The 22112-nt window shown below is 63.4% G+C and carries 27 protein-coding genes; 8 read left to right on the top strand and 19 right to left on the bottom strand.

What is annotated here, in order from left to right:
• Positions 1–101 precede the first annotated feature (101 nt).
• From OPC11_RS00135 to OPC11_RS00120, 4 genes are all read right to left on the bottom strand, one after another.
• Positions 102–617, bottom strand: a complete 516-nt coding sequence (locus tag OPC11_RS00135; RefSeq protein WP_007982790.1) for an acyltransferase — start codon at positions 615–617, stop codon at positions 102–104.
• Positions 618–698: 81 nt separating this feature from the next.
• Complete coding sequence (locus OPC11_RS00130; protein ID WP_007982792.1) at positions 699–995, bottom strand: helix-turn-helix transcriptional regulator; 297 nt, start codon at positions 993–995, stop codon at positions 699–701.
• 69 nt (positions 996–1064) lie between these two features.
• Positions 1065–2354 (bottom strand): phosphoribosylamine--glycine ligase, encoded by a 1290-nt coding sequence (gene purD, locus OPC11_RS00125; protein ID WP_264780648.1) that lies wholly within the window; start codon positions 2352–2354, stop codon positions 1065–1067.
• 69 nt (positions 2355–2423) lie between these two features.
• Positions 2424–2852: a hypothetical protein gene (locus OPC11_RS00120; protein WP_264780647.1), complete on the bottom strand. Its 429-nt coding sequence runs from the start codon at positions 2850–2852 to the stop codon at positions 2424–2426.
• A gap of 366 nt (positions 2853–3218) precedes the next feature.
• Here OPC11_RS00120 and OPC11_RS00115 point away from each other — a divergent pair, with 366 nt between their 5' ends.
• Positions 3219–5360, top strand: a complete 2142-nt coding sequence (locus OPC11_RS00115) for a thioredoxin domain-containing protein (RefSeq protein WP_264780646.1) — start codon at positions 3219–3221, stop codon at positions 5358–5360.
• Positions 5361–5403: 43 nt separating this feature from the next.
• Here OPC11_RS00115 and OPC11_RS00110 read toward each other — a convergent pair whose 3' ends face one another.
• Entirely contained in the window at positions 5404–5775 is a 372-nt protein-coding gene (locus OPC11_RS00110) for a thioredoxin family protein (protein WP_007982802.1), read from the bottom strand.
• Between the two features lie 98 nt (positions 5776–5873).
• Here OPC11_RS00110 and OPC11_RS00105 point away from each other — a divergent pair, with 98 nt between their 5' ends.
• Positions 5874–6875 (top strand): PLP-dependent cysteine synthase family protein, encoded by a 1002-nt coding sequence (locus OPC11_RS00105; RefSeq protein WP_264780645.1) that lies wholly within the window; start codon positions 5874–5876, stop codon positions 6873–6875.
• Positions 6876–7040: 165 nt separating this feature from the next.
• Here OPC11_RS00105 and OPC11_RS00100 read toward each other — a convergent pair whose 3' ends face one another.
• From OPC11_RS00100 to OPC11_RS00090, 3 genes are all read right to left on the bottom strand, one after another.
• Positions 7041–7514, bottom strand: coding sequence for a hypothetical protein (locus OPC11_RS00100; RefSeq protein WP_264780644.1), 474 nt, complete (start codon positions 7512–7514; stop codon positions 7041–7043).
• Positions 7515–7622: 108 nt separating this feature from the next.
• The gene (locus OPC11_RS00095; RefSeq protein ID WP_007982807.1) at positions 7623–8087 is read right to left on the bottom strand and encodes a DUF5804 family protein; all 465 of its coding nucleotides are present in this window, start codon (positions 8085–8087) and stop codon (positions 7623–7625) included.
• A gap of 112 nt (positions 8088–8199) precedes the next feature.
• The gene (locus OPC11_RS00090) at positions 8200–8574 is read right to left on the bottom strand and encodes a CBS domain-containing protein (RefSeq protein ID WP_264780643.1); all 375 of its coding nucleotides are present in this window, start codon (positions 8572–8574) and stop codon (positions 8200–8202) included.
• A 156-nt stretch (positions 8575–8730) separates the two neighbouring features.
• Here OPC11_RS00090 and OPC11_RS00085 point away from each other — a divergent pair, with 156 nt between their 5' ends.
• A complete protein-coding gene (locus tag OPC11_RS00085; protein WP_264780642.1) occupies positions 8731–9219 on the top strand; it encodes a dual specificity protein phosphatase in 489 nt (162 codons plus the stop codon).
• 26 nt (positions 9220–9245) lie between these two features.
• Here the strand turns inward: OPC11_RS00085 and OPC11_RS00080 are convergent, their stop codons facing one another.
• Positions 9246–10127 (bottom strand): alpha/beta fold hydrolase, encoded by an 882-nt coding sequence (locus OPC11_RS00080; RefSeq protein WP_264780641.1) that lies wholly within the window; start codon positions 10125–10127, stop codon positions 9246–9248.
• Positions 10128–10175: 48 nt separating this feature from the next.
• On the opposite strand from OPC11_RS00080, the gene OPC11_RS00075 reads away from it, so the two are divergent.
• Positions 10176–10568, top strand: a complete 393-nt coding sequence (locus OPC11_RS00075) for a hypothetical protein (protein WP_264780640.1) — start codon at positions 10176–10178, stop codon at positions 10566–10568.
• On the opposite strand, the gene OPC11_RS00070 is transcribed toward OPC11_RS00075, so the two are convergent.
• The 6 genes from OPC11_RS00070 to OPC11_RS00045 form a co-directional block, all read right to left on the bottom strand.
• Positions 10565–10996, bottom strand: a complete 432-nt coding sequence (locus OPC11_RS00070) for an NUDIX domain-containing protein (protein WP_264780639.1) — start codon at positions 10994–10996, stop codon at positions 10565–10567. The genes OPC11_RS00075 and OPC11_RS00070 overlap by 4 nt on opposite strands.
• 243 nt (positions 10997–11239) lie before the next feature.
• Positions 11240–11626: a nuclear transport factor 2 family protein gene (locus OPC11_RS00065; RefSeq protein ID WP_264780638.1), complete on the bottom strand. Its 387-nt coding sequence runs from the start codon at positions 11624–11626 to the stop codon at positions 11240–11242.
• Between the two features lie 160 nt (positions 11627–11786).
• Positions 11787–12638 (bottom strand): UbiA family prenyltransferase, encoded by an 852-nt coding sequence (locus tag OPC11_RS00060; RefSeq protein ID WP_264780637.1) that lies wholly within the window; start codon positions 12636–12638, stop codon positions 11787–11789.
• A gap of 59 nt (positions 12639–12697) precedes the next feature.
• Complete coding sequence (locus OPC11_RS00055; protein ID WP_264780636.1) at positions 12698–13819, bottom strand: pyridoxal phosphate-dependent aminotransferase; 1122 nt, start codon at positions 13817–13819, stop codon at positions 12698–12700.
• A gap of 44 nt (positions 13820–13863) precedes the next feature.
• Positions 13864–14013: a hypothetical protein gene (locus OPC11_RS00050; RefSeq protein WP_175424152.1), complete on the bottom strand. Its 150-nt coding sequence runs from the start codon at positions 14011–14013 to the stop codon at positions 13864–13866.
• A gap of 340 nt (positions 14014–14353) precedes the next feature.
• A complete protein-coding gene (locus tag OPC11_RS00045) occupies positions 14354–15100 on the bottom strand; it encodes a proteasome assembly chaperone family protein (protein WP_007982830.1) in 747 nt (248 codons plus the stop codon).
• A 94-nt stretch (positions 15101–15194) separates the two neighbouring features.
• Between OPC11_RS00045 and OPC11_RS00040 the strand changes: the two genes are divergently transcribed.
• Together OPC11_RS00040 and OPC11_RS00035 are read left to right on the top strand one after the other, a co-directional pair.
• The gene (locus OPC11_RS00040; RefSeq protein WP_007982832.1) at positions 15195–16100 is read left to right on the top strand and encodes an RsmB/NOP family class I SAM-dependent RNA methyltransferase; all 906 of its coding nucleotides are present in this window, start codon (positions 15195–15197) and stop codon (positions 16098–16100) included.
• Entirely contained in the window at positions 16097–16630 is a 534-nt protein-coding gene (locus OPC11_RS00035) for a hypothetical protein (RefSeq protein ID WP_264780635.1), read from the top strand. The genes OPC11_RS00040 and OPC11_RS00035 overlap by 4 nt, the downstream gene beginning before the upstream one ends.
• Before the next feature lie 30 nt (positions 16631–16660).
• Here the strand turns inward: OPC11_RS00035 and OPC11_RS00030 are convergent, their stop codons facing one another.
• Positions 16661–18193, bottom strand: a complete 1533-nt coding sequence (locus OPC11_RS00030) for a DUF790 family protein (protein ID WP_264780634.1) — start codon at positions 18191–18193, stop codon at positions 16661–16663.
• 78 nt (positions 18194–18271) lie between these two features.
• Between OPC11_RS00030 and OPC11_RS00025 the strand changes: the two genes are divergently transcribed.
• Positions 18272–18658: a hypothetical protein gene (locus OPC11_RS00025; protein ID WP_264780633.1), complete on the top strand. Its 387-nt coding sequence runs from the start codon at positions 18272–18274 to the stop codon at positions 18656–18658.
• Here OPC11_RS00025 and OPC11_RS00020 read toward each other — a convergent pair whose 3' ends face one another.
• The 3 genes from OPC11_RS00020 to OPC11_RS00010 form a co-directional block, all read right to left on the bottom strand.
• Positions 18659–19180, bottom strand: a complete 522-nt coding sequence (locus OPC11_RS00020) for a hypothetical protein (RefSeq protein ID WP_264780632.1) — start codon at positions 19178–19180, stop codon at positions 18659–18661.
• Positions 19181–19435: 255 nt separating this feature from the next.
• Entirely contained in the window at positions 19436–20773 is a 1338-nt protein-coding gene (locus tag OPC11_RS00015; protein ID WP_007982842.1) for a DEAD/DEAH box helicase family protein, read from the bottom strand.
• A gap of 23 nt (positions 20774–20796) precedes the next feature.
• Positions 20797–21555, bottom strand: a complete 759-nt coding sequence (locus tag OPC11_RS00010) for a DUF2797 domain-containing protein (protein ID WP_018128698.1) — start codon at positions 21553–21555, stop codon at positions 20797–20799.
• Between the two features lie 162 nt (positions 21556–21717).
• Here OPC11_RS00010 and OPC11_RS00005 point away from each other — a divergent pair, with 162 nt between their 5' ends.
• Positions 21718–21945, top strand: a complete 228-nt coding sequence (locus OPC11_RS00005) for a hypothetical protein (protein WP_254663150.1) — start codon at positions 21718–21720, stop codon at positions 21943–21945.
• Positions 21946–22112: the final 167 nt, after the last annotated feature.

The following is a 22112-nucleotide window of genomic DNA, read 5'->3' as shown; positions in this document are numbered from 1 at the left end:
GTCAGGTAAAAAAGCTACAGAACGCGGCCAGGAAGACGAAGCGCGGAGAGCGAGAGCGGAAATCGATGGAGCGGAGTCGTCAACACTCGTTCGTCGGACGATTACTCCACGGTTTCGCTCGACATCTCCGTCGCGGGAACGCCCGCGACGGTCGCGCCCGGCGGTACGTCCCGAGTTACCAGCGAATTGGCCGCGACCTGTGCGTTCGCACCGATTTCGACGCCGGGGAGGATAATCGCGCCAGCACCGATCATGGCGCGCTCGCCGATGACGACCTCTCCGGTTCGGTACTCGTCCTGCAGAAACTCGTGACAGAGGATGGTCGCGTCGTAGCCGATGATGGCGTGGTCCTCGACGGTGATGAGGTCGGGCCAGAACACGTCGGGCGTCGATTCCAGTCCCCACGACACCCCGCGGCCGACCGTGACGCCGATTTTTCGGAGGAGCCAGCTCTTCAACCGAAGGCTCGGATTGATCCGAACGAGCCAGATGACGAGGTAGTGTATCGCAACCCGAAGCGGACTCCGGGCGTTCGTCCAGTACTGCAAGGAGTTCAGGCCACCGGGCGTCGTGTGGTGCGCGATTCGCTCGTGGCGCCGGGTCGTGTCGTCGCTCACGACATCGACTTGCTTTCGAATTAGCTTGAACCTACCTTTCTCTCGGTCTACGGAGCACCGAATACGGTTCCACGCCAGCCGCTAGCAGTCTATCAGTTCGAAGAACGGTTCGAGGTCGGTGACGGCCGCGGTCGGTGTTACCGTACCGTCGTCGCGGTCGAATTCGACGATTCCCATCCCTTCCAGACGGGGGAGGTGGGAGTGAAGAAGACCGGTTTTGATACGGTCGACCTGACGGTCGGTTTTCGAACTCGTCTTGTTGGCGAGTTCGGAGACGGTCGTCGCACCGTCGCAGTTCAAGAGGACGTCGAGGACATGCCGACGCTGACGATGCCCCAGTGCCTCGAAGATTTCGTCCGTGTTCAGCTCTCGTTTCATACCATATCTGTCCGTATGTAACGGCTTGAGTATGGGCCGATTGACGGTCCCGTAGTGTGGTCGTTACGATCAGTTACGCAGTGCCTGTACGTGGTCGATTCGTCGCTGTACGAGTTCCTCGGTCCCGATGTCGTGGCGCATGTGCAGTCCCTCTTCGCCAGCGACCGACAGGGCATCCTCTGCGATTGTTTCGGCGTCCGCGATGGACTCGCCGCGGCCGACGACGGCGAACGAGCGCGACGTGGTGGTGTAAATTCCGTCGTCCCGTTCGTCGACGCTGGCGTAAAACAGGATGGCCTCGCCCGCGTTCTCCTCAGTTATCTTCACCTTCGCCCCCGCTTCAGGGTCGGTCGGATACCCGTCAGGCACCGCGTACTTACAGACGGTCGCCTCCGGCGCGAAGGAGAGTTTCGGCAAGTCGTCGCCCTCGCGTGCCGCGACGAGCACGTCGAGGAAGTCCGTCGTCAGAACCGGCAGGGTGTTCATCGCCTCGGGGTCGCCGAACCGGGCGTTGAACTCGATGACGTTCACCCCATCGGCCGTGAGCATGAACTGCCCGTAGAGGACACCGCGGTAGTCGTCCAACGCCGCGACGGTCTCCTTCAGCACTTCGACGGCCTCGTGGTAGTCCTCTTCCGTCATGAACGGGAGTTCGAGCCCCGCGTCGCTGTAGCTCCCCATACCGCCCGTGTTGGGACCCTCGTCGCCCTCGTAGGCGCGCTTGTGATCCTGAATCGCGGGCGTGACGCGCAACTGACCGTTCGCCACGAGCGCCTGCACGGTGAACTCCTCGCCGACGAGTCGCTCTTCGAGCACCACGCGGTTGTAGTCGCTGTCGCGGAGGTACGCCTTCGCCTCCTCGTCTGTCACTTGGTCGCCGATGACTTTGACGCCCTTGCCGCCCGTCAGCCCGGCGGGTTTGACCGCGAGGTCGCCGTCGTACTCGTCGATGAATTCGCAGGCCGCCTCCATGTCGTCGAACGTCTCGAAGTCGGGGCAGCCAGGAATGTCGTGTTCCTGCATAAACCGACGCTGGAACGCCTTGTCCGTCTCGATGCGCGCCTCGTCGGCGTGGGGACCGAACGCGTAGATTCCGGCCTCGTCCAACGCGTCCGCGACACCCGCGGCGAGCGGTCCCTCGGGACCGACGACGGCGAGCGTCGCGCCGACCTCCTCGGCGTAGGCGACGACGGCCGTCGTGTTCGTCGTCTCCAGCGTCTCGAAGCCGTCCGCGAGACGGGCGATTCCGGGATTCCGGTTGCCTGCACAGGCGTAGAGGTCGGTGTCGCTGTCGGCCAACGCTCGGGCGATGGCGTGTTCGCGGCCGCCGCCACCCACCAGCAGTACGGTCTCACTCATGTGGGCACGATGTGCGCACAGCGGTGTAAACGTTGTCGTTTGGCAGTGGTAAAGTATACATGTTCGTGTTCATTCCGAGCCGAATCGGTGGGTCAGCATCGTGCGGAGCGACACCGCGACGTCCTCGAAGTCCGCGATGTGCAGGCTGTCGCTCGTCAGTAGCACGCCGTGGTCGCCCACGATGACGCGACTGACGAAGCCGTCCGAGAACGCGCGGATGGTGAGTTCGTACTCACCGATGGCCGGTTCGAACCCCTCGTCCGCGAGCCGTCTGTACGTCTCGTGGGTGTCGAAGCCGAGTCGTTCGTTCTCCACGAAGACGCTCTTTCGTTCCTTCGCCAGCTCGCGGTCCCCCCCGTGCAAGTCGCTTCGGAGGTACAGCAGGTCGAATCCGTCCTGCGTGAAGTGGATGACGCTCCGAAGGGTGTCCCCGATTCCCGTCCGACAGGTCGTTGCTATCTCCTCCGCGAACTCCTCGTCGATGCCTGTTTCGGACATGTCATCACAGTACGCCAGCGACGCACATGAGTTGTTGGATTTCCTAAAAAAGTGACCACTCCGAGACGCCGATACGCCGTCGATTCGGTGAGCGAAGCGTGAAGCCACAGCACCGCGGCGGTGAATCGACGACGACCGTCGGTACTCCTGACAGAGAAACGGTTTCATCGAAAATCGACATCAGTGGATACACTGAATCGTACCGATGAATACTGTTCTCTCACGGAGAGCACTGTATCCTCATTGAAGATACTGGAAACTACTGAAAAATCCCAGAATGTACCATTTTTTACTATCCCATCGGAAAACCGGCTCGTATCGAATGAATCCCCATCTTTACCTCTCCCAAACCACTGCTAGACAGGTATGACCGCGCCCACCGAGCGAAATCGACTCGACGAGGAGGAGAGTCCGTATCTCCGCCAGCACGCCGACAATCCGGTACATTGGCAACCGTGGGACGACGCCGCGCTCGAAGCCGCGAAGGAGCGGAACGTGCCCATCTTCCTCTCCATCGGCTACTCGGCCTGCCACTGGTGTCACGTGATGGAGGAAGAGAGTTTCGAGGACGAGGACGTCGCGGAGCTACTGAACGAGCACTTCGTCCCGATAAAGGTGGACCGGGAGGAACGCCCGGACATCGACGCCATCTACATGAGCATCTGCCAGCAGGTCACCGGCGGCGGCGGGTGGCCGCTGTCGGCGTGGCTGACGCCGGACGGGAAACCGTTCTACGTCGGGACGTACTTCCCGAAGCGCTCCCAGCAGGGGCGGCCGGGGTTCATCGACCTCCTCGAAAACGTCAAAAACACGTGGCAGGAGAACCCGGAGGAGATGAAAAACCGGGGCGAACAGTGGACGGACGCCATCGAGGGCGAACTGGAATCCACGCCCGAGGCGGACGACGCCCCCGGCCCGGAACTGCTCGGAAGCGCGGCCGAACAGACCGTCCGCACCGCCGACCGCGAGTACGGCGGCTTCGGGCGCGGCGGACCGAAGTTCCCACAACCGGCGCGACTCCACCTGCTCCTCCGAGCGTACGACAGGACCGGCGCGACCCAGTACCGCGATGTGGCGGTCGAGGCGCTCGACGCGATGGCCGACGGCGGCATGTACGACCACATCGGCGGGGGATTCCACCGCTACGCGACCGACCGGAAGTGGACGGTGCCGCACTTCGAGAAGATGCTGTACGACAACGCGGAACTGCCGCGCGCGTACCTCGCGGGGTACCAACTCACGGGTGACGAGCGATACGCCGAACTCGTCCGCGAGACGTTCGCGTTCCTCGAACGCGAGATGCGCCACCCGGAGGGCGGCTTTTACAGCACGCTCGACGCCCGGAGCGAGGACGAGGCGGGCAACTACGGGGAAGGACCGTTCTACGTCTGGACGCCGAGCGACGTGTACGAAGCGGTGGAAGACGAACGCGACGACGACATCGACACCGAAACGAGGGCGGATATCGTCTGTGAACGCTACGGCGTCACGCAATCGGGCAACTTCGAGGGAAAAACCGTGTTGACCCTGACCACGGACGTTCCGGACCTCGCGGAGAAGTACGACGTGTCCGAGGACGAGGTTCGAGACGTGCTCGCTGACGCCCGCCACTCGATGTTCGAAGCGCGCGAGGAGCGCGAACGACCCCCCCGCGACGAGAAGATACTGGCCGGGTGGAACGGGCTACTGATTGCCGCGCTCGCGGAGGGCGGCTTCGTGCTCGACGAGCACTACACCGACCTCGCGGCGGACGCGCTCGATTTCGTCCGCGAGAAGCTCTGGGACGAGGCGGACGCGAAACTCTCGCGGCGGTTCAAGGATGAGGACGTCGCAATCGACGGCTACCTCGAAGATTACGCCTTCCTCGCCCGCGGCGCGTTCGCGCTCTACGAATCGACGGGGAACCCGGACCACCTCGAATTCGCCCTCGACCTCGCGCGCGCCATCGAACGCGAGTTCTGGGACGCGGAGCGCGAGACGCTGTATTTCACCCCGGAAAGCGGCGAGCGACTGGTCGCACGCCCGCAGGAGCTCGCGGACCAGTCCACGCCGTCGAGCCTCGGGGTCGCAACCGACGTGCTGGCCGTTCTCTCGGAGTTCGCACCGGACGAGGCATTCGCCGAGATTCCGGAGGCGGTGCTCGAAACCCACGCCCGGACCGTCGAGTCGAACCCGTTCCAGTACGCGACGCTGGCGCTCGTCGCCGACCGCAACGCGACCGGCTCGCTCGAACTGACCGTCGCGGGCGACGAACTCCCCGAAGCGTGGCACGACCGACTCGCGGAGACGTACCTCCCGATGCGGGTGTTGACCCGGCGGCCGCCGACCGAGGACGGCGTGGCGGCGTGGTGTGAAAAACTCGGGGTGGAGAACGTGCCACCGATTTGGGCCGACCGAGAGTCGGCGGGCGAACCGACGCTCTACGTCTGTCGCTCCTTTACCTGCTCGCCGCCCGTGACGGACATCGACGCCGGACTGGAGTGGGCTGACGACCTCGCGCCGGACTGAGCGCTCACATCGCGCGGAGAGCTCATAAGAGAGGTGGTCGAACTCAGGCCAACGCGTCGCTTTCGAGCAGTTCGCGGGCGACGTACTCGGCGGCCGGTCGGTCCTCCTGTTCCTCGAAGCGGGCGATTTCCTCGCCCGCCCGCTCGACCACGATTGTCGGGATGAGCGTCACGTCGTACTCCTCGGTCAGTTCTCCGACCTTCTCGTCGTCCACCTCGTAGACGTGGATTTGCTCCCCTTCGACGCCCGCGGCGTCCAGCGCGGCGAAGAAGTCGGGCAAGCGTGACCGGCAGTCGCCGCACCAGTCCGCACCCCAAACGCGATAGGTGAGTTCGCCGAGACCCGATTCGAAGGCGTCTATCGTCTCACTGTGTTCGCTCGCGTCCCACTCGGGATTCGGTTCTGTCGATTCCATAGTCGGGACTGGTGGCGAACGCGGATAAGAATTCCCGCTTCCGGCACCGACTGCCGGAGTCCAGTAGGGGTTTAGGCGTGGGATTCGTACCGCAAACCATGAAATCCTCCATCCTCGACGCCGTGGGGTCGCCACTCGTTCACGTCCGGTCGCCCGAGGGCGCGACCGTCGCGGCGAAAGTCGAATCGTTCAACCCCGGCGGGTCGGCGAAGGACCGCCCGGCACTGACGATGGTCGAGGCCGCGGAGCGCGCGGGGGAGCTCCAGCCCGGCGACCGAATCGTGGAACCGACGAGCGGCAACACGGGCATCGGCTTGGCGGTCGTCTGTGCCGCCCGCGGGTACGACCTCACCATCGTCATGCCCGCGTCGAAGTCGCCCGAGCGCAGACAGCTTCTCAAAGCCTACGGCGCTGATCTCGAACTCGTGGACGGCAACATGGAGTCCGCCAAGGCGCGCGCGGACGAGCTCACCGAATCGGCCGACGCGGTGCAACTCGGCCAGTTCGAAAACGCGGCCAACGCCGAGGCTCACTACCGCACGACGGCCGAGGAAATCATCGAACAGGTCGATGGCCGCGAGATAGACGCCTTCGTCGCGGGCGTCGGCACCGGCGGGACGATAACCGGAACCGCCTCGCGCCTGCTGGAGGAGTACCCGGACATGGAAGTCGTCGCCGTCGAACCCGAGCGAAACGCCGTCCTCTCGACCGGCGAACCCGGCGAGGACGAGTATCAGGGGATGGGCCCGGGATTCGTCAGCGACCTGCTCGACACCGACCTGCTCGATTCCGTCGAACGCGTCGCGTTGGAGGACGCGGAGGACGAATGTCGGCGTCTCACCCGCGAAGAAGGCATCTTGGTGGGCCAGTCGAGCGGCGCGGCGAGCATCGCGGCCTACCGTGTCGCCGAACGACTCGCTCGGCCGGAACTCAACTGCCCGGAGGTCCCGGAGGAGTGGCAGGACGGCGGGAAACACGACGAGAACGAACAGGTGGCATCCGATGGCGGAGTCGGCGAAGAGTACGACGACTGTCCGCTCGTCGTCACCGTCTTCCCCGACAGCGGCGAGCGCTACCTCTCGACGGGCATGTTCGACTGAAGGGGTGCCGACAGGGATAACTCGACATCGGGGCGATTTTCAGAAACTGGGAACGATGAGCCGACGTTTTGTACCCCGATGCGCTGTTTCCGGCGTGGGTTAGCCATGGCCCATCCGTATCGCCTGCTCCGCTGACGTAGCGATCTCCCGGTCTCCCGAAGCCCCCTACCCATCTCGCCCCGCGTCGAGGAGCACGGCGACGGTATTCTGCAGGTATTGCGCGGCGGACGCGAGAGCCATCAGACCCTCCATCACGGCCTGTCGATTTGCGCCGTCGGGATAGATTCGATGTTCGAGTCGAATCGACCGCGCATCCGCGAATTCACACGACGCCCCCTCCGCGTCGAGCAGGGTGTAAAAGCCCGGCGTCGCCGCCAACGCCGGTCCGATTCGCGTCAGTAGTTCGGTCCGGTCCTCCTCGCTTTCGAGGAGCGTTTGCGTCCCCTCGGTGTCGAACGCTGTGTCACTGACCAGTCGAATCGGACCCAGCGTCTCCTCTTTCACGATGCGTATCGGCTGGTGTGCGAGTCGAAGCCGAATCGTGAACTCGGTTCCCTCGTCGCTCACGTGTCGAAGGTCGTCCACGACCGTCCCGTCGAGCCACGCCGCTACCTGCTCCTCGCTGATTGGCCCCACCATACAGCCCTCTCGCCGAGAACGTGGAAAAGGATTGTGCCGGAACCGTCGGGAGCGATTTCGTCCGAGTTCGTGTCGTTTCTCCCTGCCAGAACCCTTCTCCGTTTCCGTCTACGCTCGGAACTCGTCTTCCGTCACGCGGACGACCAGCGTGTCGTCTACGTCGCGCAGGTCGTACTCCGGGACGCCATCGACGGTCCGGGCGACGTACATCGGTTCCACGAGTTCCGCGCCGAACTCCCCGTCCACCACGCCGTACACCTTGAGCAGCGGGTCCGTCTCGGCGGCTTCCACCTCGCGGTCGCGCACCCGTGCCGCGAGCTTTCGGGAGAGCCACTCCTCGTCGCTCACGCTCGGGTCGAGGACGAGCGCTTCGTCCACGAACCGAACCAGATACCAGTTCAGGTCGTTCAAGAGCGACGTCGCGGAGCCGACGCTGATGGTTTCGAGTTCGAGGCAGTTACCGTACGGTTCGCGGAGTTGGTAGGTGGCGAGCGCGTCGCGCGCCGTCTCACGGGAGAACAGTTCGGCGCGCAACTCGACTTCATCCGAACCGACGAGCAGGACGCGGGTCACAGTTTCCGGTGGGAGCGGCGAAGTAAAGCGATTTCGTCTTGCAGCAGCGACCGACCCGTCGCCACCGTTCGTGCGACACCGTCCGACTCACGGGCCGGACAGACCGTCGCCATCAGGAGAGGAGGGCGGCAACGTCCGTCGACGAGACCATTCCCACGTACTCTTCGTCCACGACGGGGAGGTGTTTGATGCCGAAGGTGGTCATCATCGCGGCGACCTCCTCCATGTAGAGGTCGGGGGTGACGGTTTCGACGTCCTCCGTCATCACGTCGGCGACCAGCACCTCCGTCGGGTCCAACCCGTCGGCGGCGACGTCCAACACGTCGGAACTGCTGATTATCGCCCTCGGCGAAGTCGTCACCACGAGGGCGCTGATTTCGTTGTCACGCATCACCCTCGCGGCTTCGGAAACCGTCGCGTCCGACGGGATGGTTTTCAACGGGGTGGACATCATGTCCTTCACACGAGTTCTGTCGTTGGTACTCATACCACGTAGACGAACCGGAGGGATATTGTTCTTTTCCCGGTTCGAGTCGATTCAAAACGAAATTTACTGACAATTCGTCGCTACCCATTTCGATTTTCAACCATAGCAGTCGAAAAATCGAAAGGTTGAACTATCGTATTCGACGACCCTGTGAAAATGCCGGACGAACTCGATGCGGACGGTCAGTCGGACGTTTTCGTCCGACCGCTGGGATACGTGGCCGACGAGCCAGTGGTTCGGCGTATCGGCGCGCGGGACCTGTTCATCGGGAACGAATCGGCGGCACGTCCCGACTGCCACGACCGCTACGACCGGACGTTCGAGTACGTCCTCTCGGCCTCGACGGAGAAACAACCCCTCACCACGCACCACCATCCCCTCATCGACGGGACGGGAAACGAGTGGGGCGCGTTCGAAGCGGCCGTGGACACCGTACGGCGACTCTTTCGCAGGGACGGGTCTCTCCTCGTCCATTGCACGGCGGGGATTTCGCGGAGTAGTACGCTCATCGCGGCCACGCTCGCCGCCGAGGAAGACAGAGAATTTCACGACGCGCTCGCCATCGTGCAGGACGCTCGGCCGCACGCGATGCCGAATCCGGCCCTCCACGAGTTGGCGGTAACGTACCTCGCGGCGAAAACGTAGGTCGTCGGATTTCGACGGCTCTCGCGCTACTCCGCGAAGAACTCGACCAGCAGGTCGCTCACTCGCTCCGGCCTGTCGTTTTGTACCCAGTGGCTGGCACCCGGCAGTCGCTCGATTCGGAGGTCTGGAATCCACCGGTCCAGCCCCTCGGTCAGTTCGTTTCCGAGGGCGAAATCCTCCGTCCCCCAAATCAGCATGGTCGGCACTCGCACGTCGAGCGAGTCATTCGACCCGCCGACGAGGGACCGAAGCTGGGTCGGAACGCTCTGCCGGAACAGCGCCCGGTAGTAGTTGATGGAGCCGGTCAACGCCCCCGGTTTCGCGGCGGCCTCGACGTAGCGCCGAACGTCGTCATCGGTGAACGCATCCGGATTCGTCGGGGTATCCGTGAAGATGTTCTCGATGGACTCGTACCCGCGGGCGGACAGGAACAGTTCGGGAAGCCACGGCAGTTGGAAGAAGAACATGTACCACGACCGTCGGAGTTGCGACGGCGTTCGAAGCACCTCTCGGAATCGACCCGGATGTGGAGCGTTCAGGACGGCGAGTTTGTCCACGCGCTCGGGGCGGTCGATACCGACCTGCCACGCCACGGCACCGCCCCAGTCGTGTCCGACGACGTGGGCCGTCTCCTCCCCGAAGTGGTCGATGAGGCCGGTCACGTCGGCGACCAACTCGTCCGTCCGATACGCATCGACGCCGTGCGGTTTCTCCGAATCGTTGTAGCCGCGCATGTCGGGCGCGACGACGTGATATCCCGCCGCCGCGAGCGCCGGAATCTGCTCGCGCCACGAGTACCAGAACTCGGGAAAGCCGTGGAGGAGGAGGACGAGCGGTCCGTCTCCGGCCTCGACGTAGTGGAGACGGACGCCGTTGACGATAGCGTCGTCGTGGGTCAGTTCGGGCATGCGTTCATCCACGGTATTTTCGTGGATAAGCGTTGACATACGGTCGTGATGGGCTCCCCAGTAGCCGATTCGTTTACCCTTCCGCTCACGGCGGTTCAACCGAGTCAACTGTACCTGAACGGCCTGAAACTCTCGCTCGTGACGCGGTGGTTCGACTTCGACGCGCCGAACTACGACCCGCCCCCGGTTCGGAAATTCGACGGCAGGTGGACGCTCACGGACGGACACACGCGCACCTTCGCCGCCCATCTCTCCGGTGCGGACGAACTCCGCGTCGTCCGGGACACGGACGATATTTCGATGGAGACGTACGAACGATGCGTCTCGTGGTGCAAAAGCGAAGATGTCACCGAGATTTCCGACCTCGCTGGGCGGGTCGTCACGAACGCGACCTTCGAACGACTGTGGGTTGACCGGTGCCAGTCTCTGGACCGCGATTAATCCAAAATCCGCCCGATGTAGTCGTCCATGTCACGAGCGAGCGAGCACGCGCCGGGGCGAACCCAAAAGTAGCTGTAGACGACGCCGTTGTCCTCGCCGTTGCCGGTGACCGTGTGACGCCACTCGTCGCGCTCCACGTTCGCGACGAGGTGGAAGAAGTGGCGACGATACGCTTTCGGCTTCTCGTGGTGATTCCACACGTCGGTCGAGAGCGGTCGGATCGAGTCGAATTCGGTCAACCCGCTCTCCTCTCGCACCTCTCGGACGACGGCTTCGCGGGGGTCCTCCCCGTCCTCGATGGTTCCTTTCGGTACCTGCACGCCCGCGTCCTCGTTGGCGTGTTCGAACACGAGCAGTTGGCGGAACTGAGCACCGCTGCGGGTGATATAGGCGTAGGCTTTGTCTTCAGTTACTGGTCGGTCGGTCACGGGTACGGTTACAAAACGGGGAGCGGGGGCGTAAGCGTTACTTCAGTCAGGTGTCCGATTCGGTTGCGCGGTGTCGATGCGGACGTTCGAGAAGCGAGCGGTCCGTAGTGGCCTCCGTCGATACGATTGGCTCGGCAGGTCGAAGTGGTAACGAAACGCGGGTGGGTTGCGGTATCGGGCTCATCGCGCGCAACCCTCGTCCGCCCGGTAGTGTGCCGATTCGTGGAGCCACACGTCGACCGCCTACCGCCACAGGGCGGTGTCCGTATAGTTCACAAACCGGGAGATGTGGCCGTCGTGTAGCTCGTTGACGTGTGCGAACGGACTCTCTATTCGCTCGCCGTCTTCAGTCGTCGCATGGAACGTCCCCACGGCGACGACCGTATCACCGCCGTCGATGAACCGGTCCGGTTCGACCCGAAACGACTCGAATCGTTCCATGGCCGGAACGAAGACGTTCTCCCGCACTGCATCGGGGCCGTGGTAGGTCCCGGCGAAGACGAACCCCACTGGTTCGACCCATTCGACGTTCTCGGCCATCGTGGCCAGAACCGATTCGAGGTCGCCCTCGTTGAATCCCTCGTACACCGTCCGTACCGTCTCAACGTTGCTCTGGTGTGTCGATGCCATTCTATCCCACCCATCTAGACGGAGGAGTCGAACGGGGATATAGAGCACTGCTATCGGACTGTCCAATTCGAAACGATCGAACGCGGTCGTGGGACGATTCGTCGAGCACGGCACTCATCGACGAGGAAAGCGAACCCAGTCTCGCGGTTCGACCGTTGGCTCACGAGAGGGGTCGAAACCACACCGCCGTTAGCAACAGCGCGAGGAAGACGTAGGACCCTCGAATGAGCAACATCGTGGCGAGTTCCGGTCCGCTCCGGTACGCGATTCCGGCCACGACGCCGAAGGCCAGCACCGCGAGGGCGGAACTCGGCGGGAACACCCGCGCCACCGAAAATCCGAGTACGCAGAGGAGCGCGAACAGGATGAGTCCGTAGGCCGCGGTCCGGGCGCGATTTCTGCCGAGGACGACCGCGACGGTTCGCTTCGAGATGGAGCGGTCGTACTCGTAATCCTGCGCGTCGTCGATGACCTTCACGCCCGAGAGGAGGACGAGGAAGACGAACGCGAACGCCAGCGCGACGGGCGAGAGCGTCCCCGTCTGAACGTAGTAGCCGCCGAGGATGGAGAGCGCGATACCGAGCGGATAGCCCGTCGTCGTCGTGACGGGGTTCGTGTCGAGTTGCGGCGCGTGGAGGTAGCCGATGAACCACGTCGGGAGCGTGATGAGGACCGCGCCGATGCCGACGGTGAGCCAGAGTCCCGCGAGACACGCCGCGAACAGTGCACCCGCCGCGGCGAGCAGGAGTTTACAGCCGCGCTCGGTGATCGGATGGTCGTCGTCCTCGCCCCGAAAGTAGAAATCCACGTAGCCGTCCTTGACGTGGGCCGTGTAGACGGCGGCGAAGATGGCAGTCATGTGGAGGAGTCCCGTCACCAGCGAGAAGTGTCCGGCCAGCATGCTCCCGAACCACGATGCGGCGACGGGAGGGAGCATGAACACCGGATGCACCTGCGATGCGACTGCACGTGCTGCGGGGACCACGCCGGAACCGTGGCGCGAGATGGGCATCGAATCGATTCACAACGCCCGCGATGATAAAGTCTCAGGCCGGGAGAAATCGGAAAAATTCAGCGAATAGCGTCCGCCGCCTCGCCCATGATTTCGAGCGCGGCTTCGAGTTCCTCGACGTTCGTCGCGTAGGAGATTCGAGCGTAGCCCTCGCCGTGCTCGCCGAAGGCTTCGCCGGGGACGATGACCGCGCCGCGGTCGAGCACCTCGTCCACGAATCCCTCGGGAACTTTCGGCATGGCGTAGAACGCACCTTGCGGCGTCGGCGTTTCGAGGCCGATGTCGGACAACCCGTCGAGAAGTACGTCGCGGCGCTCCTCGAAGGCGGCGACCATCTCGTCCACGGGGTCCTGTGGCCCGGTGAGCGCGCCCAACGCCGCGAACTGCGCCGGGGCGCTCGCACAGGCCTGCACGTACTGGTGGACGCGAAGCATGCGCTCGATTCGGCGCTCGCTTCCGGCGACCCAGCCGAGTCGCCACCCGGTCATCGAGTAGGTCTTCGAGCAGGCGTTGACCACGACCACGTTGTCCGTCTCGGCGAACTGCATCGGCGAGTAGTGCTCGCCCTCGAAGACTATGTGTTCGTACACCTCGTCCGAGATGCAGAGCACGTCGTGTTCGTCCGCGATGCGGGCGAACTCACGCATGTCCTCCTCGCTCGACACCGCGCCGGTCGGGTTGCCGGGGCTGTTGACGACGAAGGCCGCGGTGTCGTCGGTGATGTTCTCCTCGACCGTCGCGGGGTCGAGGGTCAAATCCTCGCGGAGCGGGACCGGTTTCGGCGTTCCGCCAGCGATGTGCGTCAGGGCGTCGTAGGCGACGAAACCGGGGTCGGGGAAGATGACCTCCTCGCCCGCGCCGACGTGCGCTTCGAGGGCGATGTGGAGCGCCTCGCTCCCGCCCGCCGTGGCGATGATGTTCTCCGGCGGGACCACGAGGTCGTTGTCCCGTTCGTGTTTCGCGCTGATGGCCTCACGAAGTTGGGAAATTCCCTTGTTCGACGTGTAGGCGTCCGTCGCCCCCGATTCGATGGCTTCGAGCGCCGCCTCCCGAGCGTGGTCCGGTGTCGGGAAGTCCGGTTGCCCGAGTCCGAGATTGATAGCGTCCTCGCCCGCCGCCTCGAACACCTTCCGAATGCCGCTTATCGATACGTGCTCAACCCTGTCCGAAAAGCCGGTCATACGCCGGAGACCACGTAACGGGGGAGGATAATTCTTCGCTTCGGTTACTTGACCTGTGCGCGGAGCGCGTCGAGATGGTCGTCGATGACCGACAGCGCGGCATCCGCGTCCATGTAGCCGTTGTCGTACTCGCTGTACACCTTGTCCACGTCGCGGAAGAACTGGTCCAAATCTACGTCGTCCGTATCGCTCATGAGTGGGGAAAAGCGGTTGGAATGGAAAAAGGCGATGGCTTCGATGTGGACTGTTGCAGTTGACACAATCACCAGAAGTCAGCAATCGACACAACCACTGGTTGCTAGCACTCTCTCCGGAAAATCTCCGATTTTCCGGGCCGACGAGCGAGCGGAGCAACGCGAAGCGAGAGAGGAGTGTCTTCGTGAGCGGAGCGAACGAAGGCCAGGAAGTCGCAGCCCGCGGAGTGAAGCGAGCAGGAACGTCTTCTGCTGCTTTTGATGAACGTTTTACAGGGAGACCGGGAGCGGTCGCGCGCTACGGCACGCGACCGCTCCCTTTCGACCGTCGTAAAACGTTCTATTGGAACATCCTGAGCGGCTTTGCCTGCGAACTCTCGGCTTCTTCGGTTTCCTGCATCCGCTGGGCGAACTGCTCTTTCTGTTCGCGGATTTCCTCGGCGCTCTCGACCAACTCGTCCGTGTTCACGTCGATTCCGGCGATGGGGTCGATGGCGTCCTTGAGGAGGATGCGGGCCGCCTCGGGGTCGGGGAACCGGGGGTCGGACTCGACGATGAGGCCGATAGCGCCGACGCCGCTCCTACTGGCGCGGTGGAGGAGCGCACCGGTCGGGCCGCTGATAGCGCCGGTTTCGGACGGGGAGCCGATGTCGTGCTCGTCGAGCAACTGTCCGAAGTCGCCGGTCGCGGTGCCGTAGAGTTCGGGGACCTCACCGGCCTGTTTCTGGTGTGGAAGGCCGCTCAGGTAGAGCGGGGTCGCGTCGTGCGAATCGACCCACGAGGTGACACACCGCGCGAACTGGGGCGCGGCCTCGGACGAAATCGGGACGTCACTTCGCAACGCGAGCAGGTCCCGTTCCTCGTCGGCGTAGAACCGAACCGGCGGGAGCAGGTCCCGGTCGCCGCCCTCGTATACGGCGATTTGAGGGATTCCCTCGCAGTCCACCGCCGCGTAGTAGGTCATGTCGAACTGCTCGATGAGGTGGTCGGTGGCGATTTTACCGACCAACCCCAGTCCGGGGAGCCCTTCGACCAGCGTCGGTGCGTCGAGTTCGATGTCGTCCGCGACCACGGCGATGTTCGTCATACCGGTCCATTCGGGTGGATTCACCTTAAAAACGAGGACGGGAGCGACGGCGGCTTCGAAACCCACAAACACCTCTCGCCCGCATAGGCGAGCAATGGACCCACTGGAGCGCTACGAACCGATACTCGACGATTTCGAGGCGTTTCGCGCGGCGTGTGAGCGTCCGCTACCCTCGGTCGTACGAGTAAACCGCATCAAAGCGACCCGAGAGCAGGCGACACGGGCGTTCGACGAGGAAAACGTGGAGTGGACGCCGCGCGAGTGGAACGAGAACGTACTGGAAATCGAGGGGAAACCCGGCAACACGTGGCCCTCGTTTCACGGCTGGACGCACGGACAGGAGGAGGTATCTTCGATTCCGGCGTTCGTCCTCGACCCGGAACCGGGCGAGCGCGTGCTCGATTCCTGTGCCGCGCCGGGAAGCAAGACGACGCAACTCGCCGCGCTGATGGACGATACGGGACTCGTCGTGGCGAACGACAGCAACCTCGGTCGCCTGTCGGCGCTCCGGTTCAACACCGAACGGCTCGGCGTCACCTGCGCCGCGGTGACGAATCAGGACGCCCGGAACTTCTCGCTCAAGCCGTTCGGCCTCTCCGCGTTCGACGCGGCACTGGTGGACGTACCGTGTTCCTGTGAGGGGACGGTTCGAAAGAATCCGACCGCGCTGGACGATTGGGGATTGGACCACATCGAGGGCGTCGCGGGCGTCCAGAAGGGCATCCTTCGCCGCGCGGTGCAGGCCACGCGGGAAGGCGGAACCGTGGTGTACTCCACCTGCACGTTCGCGCCCGAAGAGAACGAGGCGGTTCTGGATTACGTTCTCGCGCGCGAGGACTGCCGACTGGTCGAGTACGACATCGGCCTGCGGTCCGAACCCGGCCTCACGGAGTGGCACGGCGACGAGTTCGACGAGAGCATCCGGAAGGCGAAACGGTTCTATCCGCACCACAACGACACGGGCGGGTTCTTCTGCGCGAAACTGGAGGTGGGCCAATGAGCGAAAACGGAGACGACGGGACGGAACTGGCGACGAACGACGGCCAGCGGTTCGACCGCCTCCCGGCCACCGAGGACGACCGCGAGGTGTCGGGACGCGCGAGCAGGGGGGAAGTCATCGACTGGTGGGAAGACCGATTCGGGATTTCGCCGGAGACGTTCGAGGGGGCCACCTTCTGGGAGAAGGGGAAAGGTAAAATCTGGATTCTCGACGGCGATTTGGAGTCGCCCGTCCACATCGAAGCGCTCGGGATGACGTTCCTGCGCACGCGACAGCGACACTGGAAGCCGACGACGAACGCGGCACAGCGGTTCGGTCGGCGCGCGACGAAGAACGTCATCGAACTCGACGGCGAGCAGGCCCGTCGATTCGCCCGCGGCGAGGACCAAGAAATCGAGTGGGAGGGCGACTGGGGATACCTCATCGCCGCGCACGAAATCGCGGGCGAAATCGAACCGCTCGGCGTCGGACTGTTCCTCCACGGCGAACTGCAGTCGCTCGTTCCCGGCGGACGACAGCGCGACCTCTGAAACGGACGAACGTTTCGACCCGCCGTCGCGTCAGTTGGATTTTCCGTCGCCGTCGCGGGCCGAACGCTCGCGTACCACGCCGCCGCTCAATCCCTCCCACTCGACGGCGTAGCCGAGTTCGGAGAGGAGCGCGCTGTCGTCTTCGATCCCTCGGTCTTCGAGGACGGATTTCGCCGTCGAGTAGGCCATCCCGTCCTCGATTTCCGCGTCGAGGTCGGCGAGCACGACGGGACGAACCAGTGTTCTTCCGACGCGTCGATGGTCCGGAAACGTCGCGTCCTCCAACGCGTCCTCGCTCACCCCGTGCGCCGTGGCGAGGTCGGCCAGCGAAATCGCGTCCGCGTCCGGGACGAGTTCGTCGGGGAGCGCGGCCGCGCTTTCCGCGACCAGTTCGTCCTCGTACCGGCGGAGCGCGTCGCGGACGTCCTTGAGACGAATCGATCCGGAGTACGGAATCGCGCGGTGGTCGCGGGCGGTTATCTCCTCGCCGACGCCGAGGCTCTCGTCCACCGCGACGAGCAGTTGCACGTCGTCCACGGCGTCCAGTTGTGAGAGCTTCTTTTCGACGTACTCGGGCGTCCAGAAGCCCATGATTTCGAAGAACACACGGAAGTCGGCGTGCCGGTAGTCGAAGGCGAAGTCGGGAATCATCACTCGCGCACCGGCCGCCAGCGGTTCGGGTTCGCGCACGAGGTCCCAGTCCAAATCGAGCGCCTCGAACCGGGTGGCGAACTCCCGTTCCACCTCGCTGTCGAACGATACGTCCGCGATGGGTTCCGTCCCCGGCGGTCGAACCGGGTCGTCGTCGGTGAGCACCAGTTGGCGTTCGGTTCCGCGGTCGTCGATGGTCGCCGCGAGTCGCCAGTCCTCGGCTTTGACGACGGTTCGGAGTAGTCGGGCGAACCGCGTCCCGTAGCGCCGCGTCGAGCGAAAGAGAGCGTCCGGGCCGGTGACGACGACTTCACGTCCGGCGTCCGTCTCGTGGATTTCGTACATCAATCGAAGCCGTTTGACGGCCGAAACGAGCGCCCGGGGGTCCGAACTTCGTACCCGGAGTTCCGTCGCGTCGAACAGCGCGGTTTGGGCGAGCGACAGGTTGTACTGGGAGACGAGTTCGTCCGGGTCCCAGCGGGAGTCGAACGCGACCAGCAGTTGGCGCTCTTCGAGGTCGGCGTACAACGAATCGGCCACGTCGTCCGGCGTCGAACCGAGGCGCTCTGCCGCACGCCGGAGTGCGGTTTCCCGCTCCTCCTCGGTGACCACGCTCACGGCTTCGGCCGCTTCGAATGCGACGCTTCGGGCGCGTTCGGGGGGCACGGCCGCCGACGTCTCGAACGTCGCTTCCCGGCCCAGGAGTTTGGCGAACCCGCGAACGAGTTTGAAGTCGGGCGCGTCGGTTTCGAGGTCCGAAAGCGCGGACCGAAGTTGACCGTACGGTTCGCCGACGTGCCCCTGATACGTGCCGAGGATGCGTGCGGCGAGCGGTCGCTGTTCACGACCGGCGAACCGCGGATGATAGCCTCCCCCGGCGCGGGACACCCGGAGCAGGTCTTTGGTAAGCACGGCCGAAAATACACGTCCGGTGTACAAAAGGCGTCTGAATGAGAAGATTCATTCTAACCGCTCCAATCTGTATGGAGTATGCGAAGACGAGACGCCCTCCAACAGTTCGGCCTCGTTGCTGCTCTCGCCTCTACCGGTGGCTGTGCGGCCATTCTCGGCGGTCGCGGCGGTAACCAAGACGACGGTGATAGGAGTCGAGCGGGGAACTTGGAAAGCCTCAAGATTCGACCGAAGAAAGGCGACGACGGCAACCTCGTGGTCGTCGTCACGATTCAAAATCACGGGGACAGTGAGGAGTCCGCGGAACTCGAGGTGACGGCCGACCTCAACGACGTGGTACACGAAATGAACCCGACGGTGACGGTTCCCGGAAAGGAAACGAAAGACGTAGAGGTCCCGTTCGAGGTGACGTACGAGAAATACAGCGAGGCGAGCAGCACCTCGATCAGCATCAATCTAAAATAATTACAGCACCAGTCCGACGAGGACAGCGACCACCAGCAGTTTTTTGATGATGATGACGCCGATGATGACCTGTTTCGTGGAGAGCGAGTTGGTCCACGTGACGAATCGGCGAAGGAAACCGGGCGTTCGCGCGAGTTCCCGTCCGAACAGTTCGAGTTCCGTCCGGAACGTCTCGGCGATGGAGCCTTCGCTCTCCGTGTAGGGGAGGTGAGTGGTCGGAACCCAGCCCTGACTCGTGTACCGGACGGACACCGTGAGGCCGTCGAGGTGGCCGACCTGTGCGAACTCGAAGCCGCGTTCGTCGGTCAGCGCTTCGAGTTTGCGCACGTCGCGGGCGTCGTCCAAATCGTAGACGAGTCGGGTCTCGTCGGCCGTCCAGTCGAAGGCGAGCGCGAGACTGACTTGTGCTCGGCTCACGCGGACGTCTTGCACCGTCGCGGTCTCGGTGTTGCCGTGTCGCTCCTTCTGTTTCGCGGTCAGTAGCTCGTACTCCTCGGTCGAGGTGGTGGATACGTCGGTCATCATCGGCCTCCATAGCGGAATCGTCGAACGGGGACGACCCCTGAGAGCCATGTCAGAGGAAGTGGGGTCGTCCCCGTTTGAGTGAAAGTGCATCGGAATATTGAATACTACCAAAATACTATCAAAACCATAGATATAATGTATAGTATAGAAACAGAGCATACTATCTGGAGCGGACGAAAGACAGTCCTCGACGGTTAGGGTCAGCGCTCGACTGTTGGCCGAGTGAGTCGCTATCGGTGGACGACAGGAAAATTATCGGCGGCGGTTTGCGACGCGGACTTCCGCCGTCTCCTCGGTGACGACTTCGTACAGGAGTGCGCGTCCGCCGTCCTCCTTCGCTCGGAGGATTCGGCCGAGGCGTTGGGTGAACTCGCGTTCGCTCCCGCTCCCGGAGAGGACGACGGCGACGTTGGCGTCGGGAACGTCGACCCCCTCGTCCAGCACGTTCGAGGTGATGACGCGCGAGTACTCCCCGCGTCGGAATCTATCGAGAACGTCCCGGCGTTCGGGCGTCGAGGTTCGGTGCGTGATAGCCGGGAGGAGAAAGCGCTCCGAAAGACGGTACACGAGGTCGTTGTGCGCGGTGAATACGATGATTCTGTCGTCCCGGTGGGCGTCGAGGATGTCCGCGAGGGCCGTCACCTTTCCCTCGCTGTTCATCATGATGTCGCGTGCGCGCTGTTTTGCGAGGAGGGCTTCGCGTGCCTTCGGGTCGCTCCCCGAGCGCTTGACGAGTTCCTGATAGTCGCTGCCGCTCCGCATCCGAATCGAGGAACTGGCGAGGTAGTCCGTGAACACGCCTTGGGCGTCCTCGTATCGTTCGCGCTCCTCGGGCGTGAGTTCGACGGTCAACCGTTTCACGTCGTAGGGTGCGAGGTGGGTTCCGGCGAGTTCGTCCACGTGGACGTCGAAGACTTTCTCCCCGACGAGTTCGCTGACGACTTCGTGGGCACCGTCGGGTCGCTCGAACGTCGCCGTCAGCCCCATTCTAGCGGGGGCGGCGAGGAGGCGCGCGATTTCGCGGTAGCCCTCGCCGCCGAGGTGGTGAACCTCGTCGAAGAGCACGAGACCGAACCGGTCGCCGATGTCGTCGGCCCGGAGGTAGGCGGAATCGTACGTCGAGACGGTGAGGGCTTCGACGTTCTGTTCGCCGCCGCCGAGTTGGCCGATGGGAACGTCGAACTCGGTGTCGAGGATGCGCCGCCACTGTTCGAGCAGGTCGATAGTCGGGACGACGACGAGGGTCGCGGCCTGACAGCGTTCGATGGCTTTGACGCCGATGACGGTCTTTCCGCTTCCGGTCGGCAGTTCGAGGACGCCGCGTCGGTCCGCGTCTTCCCACGAATCGAGCGCCTTCTGCTGGTAGTCCCGGAGTTCGTAGGCGGAGTAACACGGCGGTAAATCGGGCGCGTCGAGGACGGAATCGTCCACCGAAATCCCGCGTTCCTCGCAGTAGTCGCGGATAGCGGCGTAGCGGAAAGCGGGCGCTCGGAGCGTCTTCGAGCGGGGGTCGGAGTCGGCGAACGGAACGTCGCGCTCGGTTTCGACGCGGAGCGTACCGTTCTCGAACGTGAGGGTCACGTCGGCCACACCGAAACTGGGGAATCCGCGGCCTAAAAGGTGCCGAGGCTGGCCTGCAGGCTTCGATCGGTCGCGCCGCGTTCGAGTTCGTAGCCCACGAGGTCGCGCATGTCCGTCGCGTAGGTCGTTCCGCCGCGTTCGAGGACGAGGACGCGGCCTTGCGTCCCGAGGACGGTACCGCTGGCGAGGGTTTCGTGGACGGGTGCCGATTCGAGTTCGAAACCGTAGTCGAACGAGAAGGTGTCGAGCGGATCGAACCGGGAGAGGGCGTCCCGCCAGACCGCCTCGTCCACCGGTTGGTCGAGGGTGCGAATCTTCGCCGGAACGCGAACGCGGTCGGTGAACGTCTCCGCGATTTCGGCCTCCAGTTCGCGGGCGATTCGCCCGTCTTTCACCGTTTGGAGGTGTGCGGCGCGGTCCGCACCCTGCTCGCGGAGTCGTGTTTGCAGTCGCCATTCGCGCGTAACGCCGACTTTGACCGTCGTGGGACCGAATGCCGCGAGGTAGATGGCGTGGTCCTCGTAGCAGTCCATCTCGGCCTTGAGGCACGTTCCGGTACACCGGGCACACACCCACGTACTGGTGTGTGCGTCACAGTAGGGGGCGTTGGGGCGAGAACACGCGATGTGCGTCGAACCGTCGAACGTACCCGCACAGTGTCTGTCGCCGAGCGTGTATTCCAGTTCGACTCCGCGTTCGAGCGGTTCGCGCGAAAGGGTCCCGTCGTCGTCCACCAGCAACGCTGGCGGGTCGTCTCCCGCCGCACCAGTCTCGTACCCAACGATTTGCACGGGTGTAGTTGGGTCTTTCCGGGTAAAAGACGTGTCGTTCGAAGGGACGACGAACGTGTTCGAGTTTTGATTTGTTCGATGGAAGTATTAAAATAGATTTATTTTGGAATATTTGAACGGAAGAAGAATATTTTAATAACTATTGTGTAGTAGTAACGTGGTGTGGCGAACCATGGCAAGGGAGATTCCGGCCGGGATACCGTCGAGGTGAACGTCGGCTACGACGGGACCGACGGCAAGAACACGGCGATGGACGCCGCCGTGGAGGTCGTTCGGGAGTTCGAATCGCTCGACGTGGTGACGATTCGAATCTCACGAGAGGACTGGGCGGAACTCGACGATCATCCCGAGATACGGTACGTCGAGGAGAACGGGCAAACCGGGGCCTGACAGGGGTCGGAACGGTGTTCAACCCCGACCGAGAGACGCTTCTGAATATTAATTTCCCAATTTATAGCAGGAAATTATATTACGATGTAGTTTATTGATACAGCCGCATGGCAAGGAAAGCCAATGGCGTATCACGGCGGAATATTCTCAAAGTAACAGGTGGCTCG

Source organism: Haladaptatus sp. T7 (assembly GCF_026008575.1).
GTDB lineage: Archaea > Halobacteriota > Halobacteria > Halobacteriales > Haladaptataceae > Haladaptatus > Haladaptatus paucihalophilus.
Note: the sequence above shows the minus strand (reverse complement) of the source record. Positions and strands in the feature narration are given on the sequence as shown.